Annotated in this window: 13 protein-coding genes; 4 read left to right on the top strand and 9 right to left on the bottom strand. The window is 36.3% G+C overall.

Going from position 1 to position 15,560, the window contains the following annotated elements; all coding sequences use genetic code 11:
- Window positions 1-46 precede the first annotated feature (46 nt).
- From AC2JF9_RS06055 to AC2JF9_RS06040, 4 genes are all read right to left on the bottom strand, one after another.
- Window positions 47-1,006 carry a polyprenyl synthetase family protein gene (locus AC2JF9_RS06055; RefSeq protein ID WP_500725980.1) on the bottom strand — a complete coding sequence of 320 codons (960 nt, stop codon included), beginning with the start codon at window positions 1,004-1,006 and terminating at the stop codon, window positions 47-49.
- A 1-nt stretch (window position 1,007) separates the two neighbouring features.
- Window positions 1,008-1,553 carry a Gx transporter family protein gene (locus AC2JF9_RS06050; RefSeq protein WP_500725978.1) on the bottom strand — a complete coding sequence of 182 codons (546 nt, stop codon included), beginning with the start codon at window positions 1,551-1,553 and terminating at the stop codon, window positions 1,008-1,010.
- Window positions 1,546-1,911 (bottom strand): NusG domain II-containing protein, encoded by a 366-nt coding sequence (locus AC2JF9_RS06045; RefSeq protein ID WP_500725976.1) that lies wholly within the window; start codon window positions 1,909-1,911, stop codon window positions 1,546-1,548. The genes AC2JF9_RS06050 and AC2JF9_RS06045 overlap by 8 nt, the downstream gene beginning before the upstream one ends.
- A 75-nt stretch (window positions 1,912-1,986) precedes the next feature.
- On the bottom strand, window positions 1,987-3,879 hold the full coding sequence (locus AC2JF9_RS06040; protein ID WP_500725974.1) for an FAD-dependent oxidoreductase: 1,893 nt from the start codon (window positions 3,877-3,879) through the stop codon (window positions 1,987-1,989).
- Between the two features lie 236 nt (window positions 3,880-4,115).
- Here AC2JF9_RS06040 and pplA point away from each other — a divergent pair, with 236 nt between their 5' ends.
- The 3 genes from pplA to AC2JF9_RS06025 all read left to right on the top strand — a co-directional run bounded on the left by pplA (window position 4,116) and on the right by AC2JF9_RS06025 (window position 7,220).
- Window positions 4,116-5,033, top strand: a complete 918-nt coding sequence (gene pplA, locus AC2JF9_RS06035; protein WP_500725972.1) for an extracellular electron transfer flavoprotein PplA — start codon at window positions 4,116-4,118, stop codon at window positions 5,031-5,033.
- A 62-nt stretch (window positions 5,034-5,095) separates the two neighbouring features.
- A complete protein-coding gene (locus tag AC2JF9_RS06030; protein WP_500725969.1) occupies window positions 5,096-6,187 on the top strand; it encodes an FAD:protein FMN transferase in 1,092 nt (363 codons plus the stop codon).
- A 19-nt stretch (window positions 6,188-6,206) separates the two neighbouring features.
- Entirely contained in the window at window positions 6,207-7,220 is a 1,014-nt protein-coding gene (locus tag AC2JF9_RS06025) for a UbiA family prenyltransferase (RefSeq protein WP_500725967.1), read from the top strand.
- 68 nt (window positions 7,221-7,288) lie between these two features.
- Here the strand turns inward: AC2JF9_RS06025 and AC2JF9_RS06020 are convergent, their stop codons facing one another.
- The 4 genes from AC2JF9_RS06020 to AC2JF9_RS06005 all read right to left on the bottom strand — a co-directional run bounded on the left by AC2JF9_RS06020 (window position 7,289) and on the right by AC2JF9_RS06005 (window position 11,565).
- Complete coding sequence (locus AC2JF9_RS06020; protein ID WP_500725965.1) at window positions 7,289-9,088, bottom strand: FtsX-like permease family protein; 1,800 nt, start codon at window positions 9,086-9,088, stop codon at window positions 7,289-7,291.
- A 12-nt stretch (window positions 9,089-9,100) separates the two neighbouring features.
- Window positions 9,101-9,850 carry an ABC transporter ATP-binding protein gene (locus AC2JF9_RS06015; RefSeq protein WP_500725962.1) on the bottom strand — a complete coding sequence of 250 codons (750 nt, stop codon included), beginning with the start codon at window positions 9,848-9,850 and terminating at the stop codon, window positions 9,101-9,103.
- Window positions 9,851-10,020: 170 nt separating this feature from the next.
- Window positions 10,021-10,635 carry an ECF transporter S component gene (locus tag AC2JF9_RS06010; protein ID WP_500725960.1) on the bottom strand — a complete coding sequence of 205 codons (615 nt, stop codon included), beginning with the start codon at window positions 10,633-10,635 and terminating at the stop codon, window positions 10,021-10,023.
- 132 nt (window positions 10,636-10,767) lie between these two features.
- On the bottom strand, window positions 10,768-11,565 hold the full coding sequence (locus AC2JF9_RS06005) for a DUF4931 domain-containing protein (protein WP_500725958.1): 798 nt from the start codon (window positions 11,563-11,565) through the stop codon (window positions 10,768-10,770).
- A gap of 115 nt (window positions 11,566-11,680) precedes the next feature.
- On the opposite strand from AC2JF9_RS06005, the gene AC2JF9_RS06000 reads away from it, so the two are divergent.
- Window positions 11,681-12,892: a L,D-transpeptidase family protein gene (locus tag AC2JF9_RS06000; RefSeq protein WP_500725956.1), complete on the top strand. Its 1,212-nt coding sequence runs from the start codon at window positions 11,681-11,683 to the stop codon at window positions 12,890-12,892.
- Window positions 12,893-12,936: 44 nt separating this feature from the next.
- Here the strand turns inward: AC2JF9_RS06000 and AC2JF9_RS05995 are convergent, their stop codons facing one another.
- Complete coding sequence (locus tag AC2JF9_RS05995) at window positions 12,937-15,468, bottom strand: M1 family metallopeptidase (protein WP_500725954.1); 2,532 nt, start codon at window positions 15,466-15,468, stop codon at window positions 12,937-12,939.
- Window positions 15,469-15,560: the final 92 nt, after the last annotated feature.

Genomic DNA, 15,560 nt, shown 5'->3' with positions numbered 1-15,560 from the left:
TTAATTTCACCGATTTTTTATTAACTTGCACTTTCAATTGCGTAAACTAATATTTCCTAGTTAACATTTCTTGTACTAAACGCTTTATTTCAGAACACTCAACGTATTTTGCAAAATATTTATTTAAAATATCTAGGGCTTGGGTTGTAAACTCATTTGCTAAATCCTGCGCGTATTTTATACCACCAAGATCGTTAACTAATTTATCAATTTTAACTAGTTGATCAAAAGATAACTTTTTCCCAATCTTAACTAGATTCTCTAACTCGCCTGTTTTATCTTTTTTTAAGGCAAATATTAAGGGACCGGTATAGACCCCGTTTACTACATCTAGCAACACTGGTTTTTTAAATTCATCTTCAGTTGCCGTGTAATCTAAAATATCATCACGTAACTGGAAAGCCTGACCAAACAAAAGCCCCACTTGTTGCGCTTTTGTTGCTAATAGTTTACTAAGTCCTCCTTCAAGTGCACCAATATAGCAAGCATAGCCAAAAAGGCTAGCAGTTTTCCCACGAATTTGCTCCAGATAATCTTGCTCTGTAATTGCAAGGTTGTATTCATTGCTATACTGTAGAGTTTCGCCTGATAAAATTCTCTGCATTGTGCCTCCATTAATGCGCATATTTGTAATCCGTGATGTGTTTTCACTAAGTAGCTGTAAAGAAAGGGCAAATAAATAGTCGCCTGAATATAAGGCAATTGTTTTACCAAACTTAGCCTGAACAGATTTTCTTCCACGCCTTGTACTAGAATTATCAACAATATCGTCATGAATTAATGTTGCATTATGCAGAATCTCAACGGAACTAGCAATATTATAAATTCTCTGCAAATTTTGTGTTTCTCCCATTTCACCAAAGAGAATTACAAAACTGGGACGTAATTGCTTACCAGGCAAAGAAAAGGCGTATTTAAGTGCTGCACCTAATTCTCCTTTCGGTGAAGTTATGTTTTGACAAATTATCTTTTGTACCTGTTCTAGTTGCTTTTCTAACTTCGTCATACTAATTTCCCTTGCCAATCATGTTTTTAATAAAACTAAATGCCCCAACATAGTGCAGAAGAAAACTACTAATTAGACCAACCAACATTCCAGATATTATTCCGAAAACTGTTAACAGTGGCAGATACAAAAAAAGAGATTTACTCTGTGAAAATGCTACAGCAACAACCAGTTGACCAAAGTTGTGGCTCACGCCTCCAATAATCGATACACCAACTAAACTGAGAATTTTTGGCACCAAGGGCAAAAATAGCTTCATTAGGAATAAGCTTAAAAAAGAGCCTGCTGCAGCATATAAAAAAGTTCCAGTTCCGCCAGTCATTAATGCGCTTAAAACAAGCCTAAGAAATGTGAGCAAGCAGCAATCTTTAAATGGCAAAATCGCTAAAGCTACTAAAGTAATTATGTTTGTCAACCCTAATCTTGCCCCTGGAGCAAAGACAAATGGAGAGGGTAACATCTGCTCAACAATACTAAGAATAATTCCCTGAGAACATAAAATTCCTGTAAATACATAATTTCTTAGATAGTTATTTGCTTTATTCATTACTGTCATCTTTAAGTTCAACTAGAAATTTGTGTGGCAAGCAAACAATTGTTTCTTCACTCTTGCTTTTCCACCCTTCTTTAACACATATTTGGTCTTTACAATTTGCATCAATTATTTTAATTTTATGGTCTTTCACCTGAATCACATTAAGCTTGTTGCCATGCCGATATTTCCAAATTACATCATGATCTAAGGGTAACTTTTTTACCTGCCGATTATTAACTTTAATTATAGCAGTAACACTATTACTTACTTTCTTTGGCGATAATAAAGTGTATAAGGGAACAAAACTAGCAATCAATAAAATTATAGTAACGAGCAAATCGCCTGGTTTTATATGTTTACCTTTCATCATAAAAAATCCTCATTGACAAATTAAATTAAAAAAGGCTTATAGATTAGACTATAAGACCTTTTAAAAATCTTATCATTAGTTCTTTATCCCATTTTTATCAACATGATAAATAGGCTTTAGAATGCCGTAACGCCATTTTGTAAGTTTGTTTTCCAGCCATGGCACAAACCACATGTCCAAGCCAAATGATCTACCAGAACCATTCATAACTGCCAATGCTGCAAAAATCATCCATACATTTACCCAGTAGTTCATTCCTGATAAGCAGAAGATAGCTACAAATACTGCACTCATCCCACCAGCTAACCATGTACAAAATCCTAAAACCAACATAATCCCAAGAGCAATTTCAAGACACGTCATAGTTTTTTGCGCCACCAATGCCGCCTCTTTGTTGGGAATCAAAACCTTAGTCATTGCTTGTACCCAACTTGGCATTTTTTCAAAAACCGCCATAGGTGAATGACCATAATCATAGTTTAAAGAAAATAGTGCCGGAGCAGCGCTAGTTGCTGCCTTTCCACTAGCAGCTGTAGTTGCCGCAGCTTTCTGTGAAGCACCACTAGTAGCAGCTTGTATCAACCACGGAAATTGCAATTGTAATTTATCAGTAAACCATGAGCCACTGCCTTGGACCTTATACCAGCAATCTATTAACCACATCATTCCTAGATATATTCGTAATGGTACTGTCCACAGAACATTGCCATATCTATTAAGATTGCCGCGCCATAATGTTGGTCTCTTAACTCTGAACCATTCATCCATCACATAGTGGAAAAGATAATGACCTGAGTATATTTCCATGAAATAGATCATGTCAACAATATCTTTCATCAAAATAGCAAAAAAACCACTTAAATGAAAGGTATTGACTAAAGAAGCAACACCCCAGGCTGGGCCCAGTGATACCATAAATCCTGAATAAGTACCCTTGAATTTAACAAGCTCACCAGTATTAATTTGATTATAGATATTTCTTAGTGCACATTTCCCAGCAGATTCAGCACCCTGAACCACTTGTGGTTCACCACGACCACTTCCGTCAGTGTCATATAACGCAACATCTCCAATAACATATATATGGGGATCAGTTGGAATTTGCGAATACTCATTAACTATTATTCTGCCAGCTCGTCCAGTTTCAAAGCCAAAGTCTCTTGCGGCATCAACAGCTTTAACACCAGCAGTCCAAATTAGGGTTCTAGTTGGAAAAGTGGAGCCATCTTTAAGATCGACATAGTTTTCGTGAACGCCGACCACACCAGTATTAGTCTTAATTTCAACGCCCTGTTTTAAAAGATACTCCTCGGCTTTTTTAGCATCAGAGCGGTCAAGCATATTCATGACCGATGGTGCCATTTCCATCATAGTGATCTTAATTTCATCCTTCGGCAAGTTATATTTCTTAGCTAATTCACCACGCCAGGAATTTAATTCACCAGCCATTTCCGTACCGGTAAACCCTGTGCCTACAATAACAAAATTTAAATACTGCGCTTTCTTCTTAGGATCACGTTCCTTTGAACCCAAGTGTACCATCAAATCAATATGATCACGAATTTTTTCAGCATCGTCCAGATTGCCTAAAGTATAACCATATTCTCTGACTCCAGGCGTTCCAAAATCATTTGGCTGCGAGCCAATAGCCAAAACAACATAGTCATAAGGATAGACACCGTTATCAGCTACTACTTTTTTATCAGACTGGTCAATTTTCGTTACATTATCAGTTACAACATCGACATTTTTCCTACGGGAAAATAAACGCTGCAAGTCATATTTAAGACTTTTCGCTTCCACGCGATTAGCCGCTACTTCATGTAGCGATGTCATCATCGTCATATAAGGATTTTTATCAATCAGTGTAATTTTAACATCTTGTCTTTTTAACTTTTTGGCAAGATGCTTAGTCGTATAGAGTCCGCCGAAGCCTCCTCCAATCACAACAATATTTGTTTCAGCCACTTTAAGCACCCCTTCAAGAGTAATCACTTTACGTACTTATTATACTAAACTTTATATACTTGGTAAAGTGGCTTATTTCACAAACATTTATTTAATACTATTAATACGCTTTCTTTGCTATTTTATCAATTTTTTAAAATAAAATATTATTATTGCATTACTTAATTTACTATTTTATAATTTAACTAAGTGAACTATTACACAAATTCTATTGTTTACTAATGAGGGAGATATTTATGAAACAAAATAAAATTATTTATAGTACAGCTATGTTAGCTTTGTCTACTTTGTTGTTAGGCGCTTGTTCAACAACAGCTAGTAATGAATCTTCAAACAATTCTAAACCCAAGGAAAGTAAAGTTGCTAAGAAAAAAATTCCTAAGCAAATTGCTGGTGGTGAGTTAAAAGATGGCGACTATAAATTAGTAGAAGATAATTATTCCAATGGCTACCGATTAAAAATGGCAATGACCGTTAAGGAAGGTAAAGTAACTAATACTAGCTACGATTACGTTAATAAAGATGGTAAGTCAAAAGCAAATGACTCTAAGTATGAAGAACAAATGAAGAAGTACTCTAAAGAAAAAATTGGACCAAAAGAGTTTATTCCTCAACTACAAAAATCATTTGCTAAAAATGGAGCTAATTCAGATGGAATTCAAGTCGTATCCGGTGCGACTGGCTCAAGCATGACTTTGAAGAACTATGTTAACCAGCTGACTCAAGCAGCACAAAATGGTAAAACCGGAACTATTCATATCAACAATGATAAAAAGATGAAAGACGGTACTTATAAGCTAGAAGAGCAAAATTACAGCCATGATTATCGTCAAGTATTTACAATGATAGTTAAAAACGGCAAAATTAGTAAGTTCAAATACGACCAAATTAACAAGAAGGGTATTTCTAAAACCCAGAACTCTTCTTACGAAAAGCAGATGAAAAAAGTTAATAAGATTGGACCTAAGGAGTACATTCCAAAATTACAAGAAGAGTTTTTAAAGTCAAAAGGTAATACTGAAAAAGTTCAAGTAGTATCTGGTGCAACAGAATCTTCTAATTCTTTCATTGCATACGTTAGTCAGTTAATTAATGCTGCTCAAAAGGGTGACAGCGGAACAATTAAAGTAGATAATATTGTTTATCAAGAATAAAGTTCAATCAATTTAAAAAGAGAGGGACGTTTAAGCCGCTCTTTTTTGTTAAGGAAATTAGAATGAATAAACAAATTTGCAAGATTCTACTAATAATAGAACTATTATTAGCTGCAACTAATTTGACAGCTTGCTCGACACAAAGTAAACACTCTGAGCCAACAAAAGCTGAAATTACAACCAAACCAAGTTCTGATACCAAGTTTTTAATGGGAACAGTTTGCACAATTAAAATATATAATAAAAATAAGCGGAAAGCGTTACAAGCTGGATTTGACCGAATATCAACACTAGCAAAAGAAACTACTGTTAATCAAAAAGGTAGTGAAATAGACAAAATTAACCAAAATGCAGGTATTAAGCCAGTTAAAGTAACACCAACAATTTACAGAATGTGTAAAGACGCTTACCATTACAGTAAAGTATCTGCAGGTACTTTTGACTTTACCATTGGACCAATTACGAGCTTATGGAGAATTGGCTTTCCCGATGCACACAAACCAAAAGCAAGTACGATAAAAAAACGACTTTCCTTAGTAAACTACCGCAATGTTGTATTTAATGATCGAAGACAAACCGTTTTTCTCAAAAAACGTGGTATGAAGCTTGACCTTGGAGGAATGGCTAAAGGCTTTATTTCTGATGAGATCATGAAAGTACTAAAAAAAGAAGGTGTAACTAGTGCCATCATTGACTTAGGTGGTAATGTTTACGTACTAGGAAAATCACCAACAAACGGTGGCAGTTGGTCAGTGGGAATTCAAGATCCTAAAGCCGGTCGTGGAACAGCAATCGGATCACTTCCTGAGCAAAATGCTACAGCAGTAACTTCTGGAATTTATGAGCGCTATCTTAAAGTTGGCAATAAAATATATAGTCACCTAATGAATCCTAAGACTGGTTACCCTTGTCAAAACAACCTATTAAGTGTAACAATTATTGCCAAACGATCAGCAACTGGCGATGGCTTATCCACTGCTGTCTTTAATCGTGGACTAAAGAAAGGATATCAATACATTGAAGATCAGCCTGGCACAGAAGCAATCTTTATTACTAAAAAGAAAAAAGTATACATTACTTCAGGACTTGCAGGCAAATTCAAACTATTCTCAGACAGTGGCTACCATTTAGCCAAAATTGAAACAGTAAATTAGCCTAAGAAGGGAAAATAAAGTGAAAGCCCAAAAACAATATAATCGCTTCACGATGACTGACTTTTTTGAATTAGTGCGTCTTAATACCAAATTAAACAGCTTAATGCCTTACTTATTAGGTGTGCTATTTGCGTGTTTTTGTTTTCATACATTTAATTGGGAAAATTCCCTGATTTATTTAATTGCTCAAGGAGCAATTGCACTTTTTGTCACAGGCTTTAATAACGTTCAAGACTATCGTCTTGCTAAAAGTCAGAAATATCAAAAAGAGCACAACTTAATTGGTAAGCGAAATCTATCACCTAAAACATCTTTAATAGTGATGCTTATGTTGCTTTTTATCGCTGGAGTTTTAGGCATTTGGCTAACTATTCGAACTAATCTTTTTATTTTATTGATTGGAGCTCCGGGACTTTTCGTCGCAGTTTTTTATACCTATGGACCAGTGCCTTTCTCGCGAGTTCCTCTAGGAGAAATTCTAGCTGGCCTATTTGAAGGCTTGGGTATAACGTTTTTGGCGGTTTATATTAATGCCCCATTTTCTCAACTAGCAAGTTTATCTTTTAACTGGCCAAAATTTTCATTGACTGGTAATTTAGCTAACTTATTGATGGTACTTTGGATTGCTCTGCCCCAAGCTTTTTTTAACGCTGCTACAATGCTTGCTGACAACACTTGTGATTTAAAACAAGATTTGGAAAATGGCCGCCATACCTTACCGTCATATATTGGTGTTCCAAAATCTTTAAACCTTTTCAGCTTCTTAACTCTATTTCCATATGTAATGGTTCTTGTTAGTGTAGTTCTTAAGCTCTTACCTGTATGGCAGCTCTTAGTGCTCATAACTCTACCAAAACTATTGAAAAATGTTCAATCTTTCAGAAAAAAACAAACTAAAGATATAGCCTTCTGGGTGGACAAGGATAATATTAAACATAAAATACCAACTACCTTTGACTTGGCTCCACAGAATTTATTTTGGTTTCAATTAATGCAAGTCTTTGCATTGATTATTGGAATTTTATTTAAATAAACCTTTACTTGACTTTAAAAGCTAAAACCATTTAAGTTGCAGCTTTTAGGTCTGCTTAGTTATCTTTATCAACTTAAAACAATTTTTTCATACAGCTTAACTGTTAGCAGATAGTAAAAGAGATAAAGAACAATAAAGATGGTAAAGGGAATCCAAATTCGACTATATGGATTACCAAAGAATACTCTAAAAAGTTTTAGACCAAAGAGAACATCAATTACACCAAGAACACCTGGCAGTAAAAACAGCATACCTATTTCACTTTTAATTGAGTCTTGCAAAGTCTGACTGCGCACACCCATTTGATAAAGCATTTGGTAGCGCAGCTTATCACTTGCAGCGCCACTTAGAACTTTAAACATTAATGTCGAAGCAAGCATTGCCAAAAAAGCGAAACCTAAGAAAAAGCCCATGAATTCAAAACCACTACTAAAATTACTAATTTCTTTATAACTAACTGGTTTACTGGAATTATATATGTCAGTATATTTAGTATTTTCTTTTAACTGCTGATCTTGAATTTTTAGCAAAAGCGGATAATCTTTTTCAAAGTTCTTAACAATTATCAAAGAGATAAACTCATGAGTACCCTTTTGCCTCAGCCATTGTGCCTTTGACATAAGTTTGATTTTTTTAGAAAATCCATTCGGAACAAGTGCGCTTAACGCAATGTTCGCTTTAGTATGGGGCTTGTCTAGTTCTTTAGTCGACATCGTCTTTACTTTATATTGCGGTAAATTATTTTTTAAATAAAATTGCACGCTTTTAATTGGTTGACTTGAAAATTCGTCTACCATGAAATAAATGTGCCCTTTATTTTCTTTATAATGGTACGTTTGCTTGCGCGCAATACTTAATTTAGCAACCTCATTTTTTACCACCGAAGATTTGCTAACAATCGTCGTGTCATAATAAGTACTGTCTTTTACCTGATCTTTTAGCGAATCAAAATTGAGTCCAACCGTAATTGCTCCAAGAGCTAAAGCAAACAGCAGGGAAATAACCGTTAAAATTTTAGTGTAATCATGCAGGCGAAACTTGAGCTGTCCTAAAGTGAACATGCGAATCTTGTGATAAGAAAAGCTCTTTCTTTTAATCAAGAAATTAATAATCACGCTGAAAAAAGAATTAAAAGTAAAATATGAGCCAAGAACGATAGTAAAAAGTGCTGCTGGGATAATGAAAAAGATCATTCCTGCCGATAAGTTCATAATGAAATAGCCAGCACCTAGTAAGACCACCCCGAGAACAGCTTCGATAGTATAACCAGCTGGATGCGAGTTGATTTTAACGGGATTTTGGTCTTCTTTGAGTAAACTAATCACTTGCGTATGTGTTAGCTTACGAACATTTCGCAGTGCGCCTAAAAAGAACATTATAATAAAGAAAATAAACGTCCATAAAATCGCTCTTGAAAAAATCACTTGAAAGTGAGAGACAGCTAAATTCAACTGAGTTATTAATAAGTGCGAAACTATGGCGGTTAATCCAAATCCTAACAAAATTCCTAATGCAGTTGCTACGATACCGGTAAGCAAAGTTTCGCTAAAAATTAACAGACCAATTCGTGAACTTTTTGCCCCAAGGGACATGAACATTCCGTAGTCATGTTTGCGCATGCTTAATAAAAATGAATTGGCATAGGTCAAATAGACAAAAGTGATAATCACTAATAAAACAATTCCAAAGCCAAACGTGAAATTAAGATAATTGGTTGACGAGTTAACATCTTTTGAAATAAATGCGGGATTAATCGCAATTGTCAAAAACATATAGAAAACCATACTGGCTACTGTCAACCCAGAAAATAAGACCAAATAGTCTTTTAACCGGCTCTTAACTCCAGTTAGTGATAACTTCCAAATCATGATTCTTACCCCCTATTCAAAAGTGCCAATACGGTCAATTAATAAGTGGTAAAATTCTTGTCTTGTCAGCTTGTTTTTAAGTAGCTGTTCACCTATTCTGCCATCTTTAATAAACAAAATTCTACTGGCAAAACTAGCAGCAAGTGGATCGTGAGTAACCATTAAAGTAGTGATACCATCATTTTCATTTAGATCAGCCATTGTATTAAGTAGTTCGCGCGCACTCTTTGAATCTAACGCTCCAGTTGGTTCGTCCGCCAGCAATATTGCTGGCTCATGAACCAAGGCCCGAGCCGCTGCAACTCGTTGCTTTTGACCACCCGATACTTCAGCTGGGTATTTATTGAGAATCGCTTCAATACTCAACCTGGTAGCAATTTTTTCAACCAGTGGATCAACCCGACCAGTTGAAATACCCTGTAAAGTCAATGGTAAGGCAATGTTCTCTCGATTAGTTAGATTTTCTAGTAAGTTAAAATCTTGAAAAATAAATCCAATTTGTTTACTCCTAAAATCGGCCATTTGGTTGGCATTCAGAGTGCTGTTATCTTCATGATTAATAAAAACATTACCCGTAGTTGGTTTGTCTAAAGTTGACAAAATATTCAGCAGCGTTGTCTTGCCTGAGCCCGATGCTCCCATGATTGCAACAAATTCTCCTGACCCAACGGCAAAGTCAACACCTTTAAGTGCCTGGTATTGTTTCTCACCTTTTTTACCATAAGTTTTAGTAACTCGATCTACTCGTAAAATTTCTGTCATAGCCTTTCCTCTCTTTATATATTTATGTACTATTTAACTAATACACTAATATAATATTCAATTTTTGTCAAACTAAAATAAGCCCTTTTTGATAAAAAGGCTTATCAATCGTCAATTGCTATACGAACATCTATCAATTGAGAATATTTAACTTTTTAAAAAGGCAGTAGTTAGCTTAATCTGCTCATAACAGTCTTTAGCGGTGTCACAATGACTGGCGTAATAATTGCTGTGAAAAGTGCTTCAATTATTCCATTCATCCCGAGTGTAATAATCAAGACTTCAATTAAAGGTGTCCCACTAGCAAAATTGCCCATATAACTAATTATGCGATTCGGATTACCCATAAAAATCAAACTAGTTAAAGCAATTACCAAAATCGTATTAGTCAGAGAAGTTACTGCACCGGCAATTGCGTATCGGGCTGGCGAAGCAGTGCCTTTAGTTTGAAAACCAACTCTTCCAATTAAGCCCGGCAGCAAACCAGCAAAAATACTTGGAATAAGTGAGATAAAAATATTTTGGAACAGGAGCAGACTAATCATATCCCCGGGTTGTGTGTATGCTAAAAACAGGCGCAAAAAGCCCCAAAAAATCCCAAAAAAAGTACCCGCAATTGGTCCCATCAATGTTGAATACACGGCAACCGTCAATGGAACTGTTGTAATTGCTGGCAATCCTGGCAAAATACGAATATAGCCAATATTGGGAACAAAAGTCTGCAATAAAAAAATGGCCACAAATAAAGCAGTAATTGCTAAATCTCTAGTTTGCTCTCGATGCATCTAACTTCTCCTTAAACAACATTTTGTCATTATATTGCTAAACTCTTTTAGTCGCAAATAATCGCTCCGAATACTATCAGAATAGGCAATACTGGGTTAAGCAAAAGCTATATTAGATTACATTTAAAACTATTATTTGTCCAATCGAGACCCGTTTTCAAAAAATGTTCTAAACTGCCTTGCTTCATCAATTAACTTTTCTTCGTTATCAACTTGTGACAATTTATAGCCGACAAAGTATGGCGAAGCTGAAAAACGCGCAATTAACTTGGCACAAATGCCGTCATTTTCTCGCGGGTAAAAAAACAGGTTATATGAATCGCAACGCCCATTAGACAATACCTGAAGCATGTATTTTGCACCGCTTTGGATCCAGTCTGCCCACAAGTTTTGAGCAGAATTTTTTTGTAAATTCACATTTAATTCAACATAGCCTTGAATGGGGTGAGTTGAAACATTCACCTCAACATTGTCTTGGTTAAAAAGAGTAATTCCTGTGAAATTTGCTTCTGAAACATATTGGTAACCGTCCTGTTTTTTTAGTCCGACAATTTGCATATGAGGATGAACTAATGAACCTCCAGATTGAGGCCCAAAATTCTTGTACCATAACACAGACTCAAACTCACCTTGTTTATTCATTTTCCTAAAACAAGCTAACGCAAAGCTCATTAGTTTCCGGTTGTACTCGGGAGAATAGGTTGTAATATCGCCACTGTGGTCACTAGATTCAATTAATACCGTTTGCAGTGTATCACGCAGCGTTGGATACTTGTTGCGCAGCCAAATCATCTTGCCTTGGCGTTCATAAATATCACTTAAGTCAGCGGTTAAACAAAAAGGACAACCCAAGTTGTTCTTTACTTTACGATAGGAGTTAGGTTTTTCTTTAGCAATATTAATATCAAAAACAAGTGGATTATTATCCATGGCGAATCCTCCAAAAAGTGCTCTTCTTAACTATTGTATTTTACTAGCACAACAATAGATGATAAACTGAAACCGCAATTATTTTTTTAAAAAGTAATATACAGTAGGTAAATATATGCAATCAAGAGAAGACTTAAGAAAACACAATAGCCGAAATAACCTTTACTTAATTATTATCGGAATTGTTTTAATTTTAGCAGTTATTTTAGGTATGGTTTTATATAATCGCCACATTGAATCGCAAAAAGAAGCAAAGGCTTTCGCCGTTGATCATTTTAATCCTAACGTAACCATTTACGGTGTCAACGTCGGAAATCTCACGGTTAATCGCGCAACAGCTAAAATTAACAGCCAAGCTAACAACATTGTTACACTCGAAAACGGTAAAGTCTCAATTGAGCGCGATCCAAGTACTAGCACAATTGACAAGCAAACTGTTGCCAATTACTTTGATAAACAGCACACTACGATGCCTGATAAACGAAATTATACATATCGCTACAAAGCCTTAGACAGCGCCAATAAAAAACTGCAAGCTGCTAGTCAAGCTACGATTACCTATCAGGTGGCTGGCAAATCATACCAACTAAAGGCAAAGAATATGCTTAACAAAGTTGTATTTGAAAACGACAAGTATTCTTTTGTTGATTCTGAAAACCTAGTAGCTGAACTTAACAAAATTGATAAAGAAGTTTCAACGCTTCATAAAAGTTACCAATTTAACGTGCCTACTAAAAACAAGGTTAAGGGCAAAGAAATTACTATAAAAAATGAAAGCTATGGCTGGGGAGTTCACGTTAAAAAAGCTCAAACGGCAATTGAGCAAGGCTTTTTAAACGGCAAGAAAATTCTTGATGGTGCGGACTATATCTATGGTTTAGGCTACAGTACTTACGGCCTTGGATATGGCAAGACCAATCATGGTATTGGCGAGGACTATATTGTTGTCTCCTTGAAGCGGCAAGAGCTCTGGGTTGTCAGAAAAGGAAAACTGGCAGTTCATCTAAAAGATGTAGTTACTGGCACCAAAGACGGCACCAAAGGAAACAAAACCCCAATCGGCGTTTGGTATGTCGAATATAAGCAGTCTCCGGCAACATTGCGTGGACGCAATAGTGATGGCTCTAAATATGCCTCTCCAGTTAAATATTGGATGCCATTCACTTTAACTGGATGCGGTTTTCACGATGCTGGCTGGCGCGGCGACTGGAGTAAAACAGCATACTTACGCGGCGGTTCTCATGGCTGTGTCAACATTAAGCCTAATGAAGTTAAACAAGTTTGGAAAAATGTAATTAAACACGAAGCAGTTATTGTTTATGATTAAACTAAAAAGCACTATCCTCTGCGGAATAGTGCTTTTTTCTTATTTTACAAAACTTGTTTAACTGCTTGATTAACAGCGTCTTTTTCACATTCGACTAAAGCAACTTTAGTTGCGATTACTTTGATATCCATGTTTATTTCTCGGCCAAGTCCAGGCTGATTGATTTTTGGTTCAAAGAAATCTTGGAATTCCTTCAATCTATCTGCTGTATGGAAAACTCTCGCGGTAACAGTAATAAAGCTAGTGAATTCCATATCACCACCAACAGTTTTTTCCAGCCATGACCAGTCATTACGTAGCCAGTCCCAAGCAGCTTGCTGACCTTTTTGATTTAGCAAAGTGCGAACATACCAGTTCCGTAAATCTTGTGGTTTAATCACATCTGCATTTTCAAAGCTATCAACAATCTTCTTGATATCTACAGAGTCCTTGGTTGAAGTAATAGCTATCAGAAGGTCTTGCTTGTAGTACGGATCAATCGCAGCTTGATATTCTTTAACTAAGCGTTCAGTAAGAGTGGAGTTGCCATAGTTTTTAACTTCATTCATTAAAACATATGGTCGAGTTGCAGCTTCAATTTTCGCTAAATTTGTTTCATTTTCAATAAAAATCTTGTGACCTGCCTCAATTACAGCAGGATTTTCTGCATAAAGTGCTGCGGAGATTTCATCTGGACGAATTAACAAATCATCCGCACTATCAGTATCCCTTGCTTGCCAACCCAAACGCGCTACTTGTTTTTCAGATAGCTTATTAGTAAGTTCTTTTAAATGTTTTTCTTCATCTGAATCAGGCTCAGTAAACTTGCGCAAGTCAGTTGCAGCACTAAATAATGCACCAATGACAATGTTTGATCGGGAATCAGCAAATTTTGGTAATATCGGGACAATTTTCGCATACGAAATCTGGTTGCCCTCTGCTAAAAGCCCTAGGTCTTGCAACAGCTGCAGCTGGTCAACCGGCTTTAAGTTATCAACTTCAGCCATGATATCATTCATCAACTTTTCGTCGTAGTTCGCAATAAAGTGTGATGTATTACCGACATTTACGCGCAAAGCGTGACCTGTTTGATTGCGCAATTTCTGATAGTCACCAAGGTCGATTTCTCGCTCGGACATAATTTGCGGTGCTGCAAAGTTGGCATTTAGTGGAATAGCCCATTTACGGCCAGCTTCTTTTCCTTCTCCGATGAAGAATTGCTTTTGACTCAAAATTAAGTGGCCTAGTTCATTAACCTTGACATTAACTACAGGGTAGCCAGGCTGATCAAGCCAAGTATGCATAATTTTGCCAATATCTAAATCAGTAGTCGTAGACAATGCGTTCCACAGATCATCACCAGTCGCATTGCCAAACTTATGGTGATCAAAGTAGTATTTAAGCCCTTGGCGCAAAGCTTCATCACCTAGTAGTGCCCGTACCATGACTAACATCCGCGAACCTTTAGCATAAACAATAGCACTATCAAAAATTGAATCAATGTCAGCTGGGTGTTCTACTTCAACGTGAACTGGCTGCACACCATCAGTTGCATCCCGCATTAAAGCAGATGGTACTTCTGAAATTTGGTATGCATTGTCCCAAATATGCCATTCCGGTTCTAAAGCATCAACTGAGACATATTCCATCATATTGGCAAAACTTTCGTTTAACCACACATCATCCCACCACTTCATTGTTACTAAGTCACCGAACCATTGGTGAGCTAATTCGTGGGCAATAACTGTGGCAACATAGGCTTTTTGTTTAGCTGTGGCATTATCAGGATCAAGTAAAATTGCTGCTTCACGATAAGTTATCAGACCCCAGTTTTCCATTGCACCAGCTGAAAAATCTGGTAAAGCTAGTTGCCAAGAATGTGGCAGCGGGTATTTAGTTTGATAAAATTCCTCATAAAACTCAATTGCGCGTTTAGCAATATCTAAGGCAAAATCCAACTCTTTTGGCTGATGAGCTTTAGTCGCAAAAACACCAACTTTTACACCATCTTTAGTACTAGTTTGTTTAGATTGTAGTTCACCAAAAGCAAAGGCAATCAAATAACTGGACATTTTAACGGTCTTTTCAAAGTAGTGCACACCGTTTTCAACTTTAATTTCTGGCATATTAGCTAAAGTTGTTTCACCAGCGTGCTCATCGTACTTAAGGGCTAAAGAGAAGGTAGCCTTAGCTTCTGGCTCATCTACACAAGGAAAGGCTTGGCGAGCAGCAGTCGTTTCGAACTGAGTACCAATTATCTGCTTTTTAATACCATCTACCAGATAATATGACGGATAGATACCCATCATAGTGTCTGTCAACGGTGCAGTGTAAGTAATTTCAACCTTTACACTGCCGGTTTTGCCTAGGTCAATTTTAATCGCTTCTTCTTCATTACTTACAGTAAATGGAACTTTTTTACCATCACACTTAACGGACAAGATGTCCATGTACTTCTGGTTAACTAAAACCTGTTCTTCAACAGCCTCACCCGTAATGGTCGAGGTGCCGTTAATCGTTTTATTTTCACGATTAATATCTATAAATAAGTCATAGTGATCAGGCTGGAAAGTTTCATAAAAATGTTTTGCTGACATAATTTTACCTCCTAGAATAGTCGTCATAGTAAATTCTACCAAAACTAAGTGAAAATAACATTAATACCTGATTGTAAGAGTTGCGTTTCAAT

It is taken from the genome of Lactobacillus sp. C449L (assembly GCF_059900815.1).
This window is presented reverse-complemented; position numbering and strand designations above follow the sequence as displayed.

Bases quoted from the DNA above. Each gene is read 5' to 3' on its own strand.
- pplA (WP_500725972.1), top strand. From the start codon at position 4,116: ATGAAACAAAATAAAATTATTTATAGTACAGCTATGTTAGCTTTGTCT.
- AC2JF9_RS06010 (WP_500725960.1), bottom strand. From the start codon at position 10,635: ATGCATCGAGAGCAAACTAGAGATTTAGCAATTACTGCTTTATTTGTG.
- AC2JF9_RS06055 (WP_500725980.1), bottom strand. From the start codon at position 1,006: ATGACGAAGTTAGAAAAGCAACTAGAACAGGTACAAAAGATAATTTGT.
- AC2JF9_RS05995 (WP_500725954.1), bottom strand. From the start codon at position 15,468: ATGTCAGCAAAACATTTTTATGAAACTTTCCAGCCTGATCACTATGAC.
- AC2JF9_RS06045 (WP_500725976.1), bottom strand. From the start codon at position 1,911: ATGATGAAAGGTAAACATATAAAACCAGGCGATTTGCTCGTTACTATA.
- AC2JF9_RS06005 (WP_500725958.1), bottom strand. From the start codon at position 11,565: ATGGATAATAATCCACTTGTTTTTGATATTAATATTGCTAAAGAAAAA.
- AC2JF9_RS06015 (WP_500725962.1), bottom strand. From the start codon at position 9,850: ATGACAGAAATTTTACGAGTAGATCGAGTTACTAAAACTTATGGTAAA.
- AC2JF9_RS06020 (WP_500725965.1), bottom strand. From the start codon at position 9,088: ATGATTTGGAAGTTATCACTAACTGGAGTTAAGAGCCGGTTAAAAGAC.
- AC2JF9_RS06000 (WP_500725956.1), top strand. From the start codon at position 11,681: ATGCAATCAAGAGAAGACTTAAGAAAACACAATAGCCGAAATAACCTT.
- AC2JF9_RS06030 (WP_500725969.1), top strand. From the start codon at position 5,096: ATGAATAAACAAATTTGCAAGATTCTACTAATAATAGAACTATTATTA.
- AC2JF9_RS06050 (WP_500725978.1), bottom strand. From the start codon at position 1,553: ATGAATAAAGCAAATAACTATCTAAGAAATTATGTATTTACAGGAATT.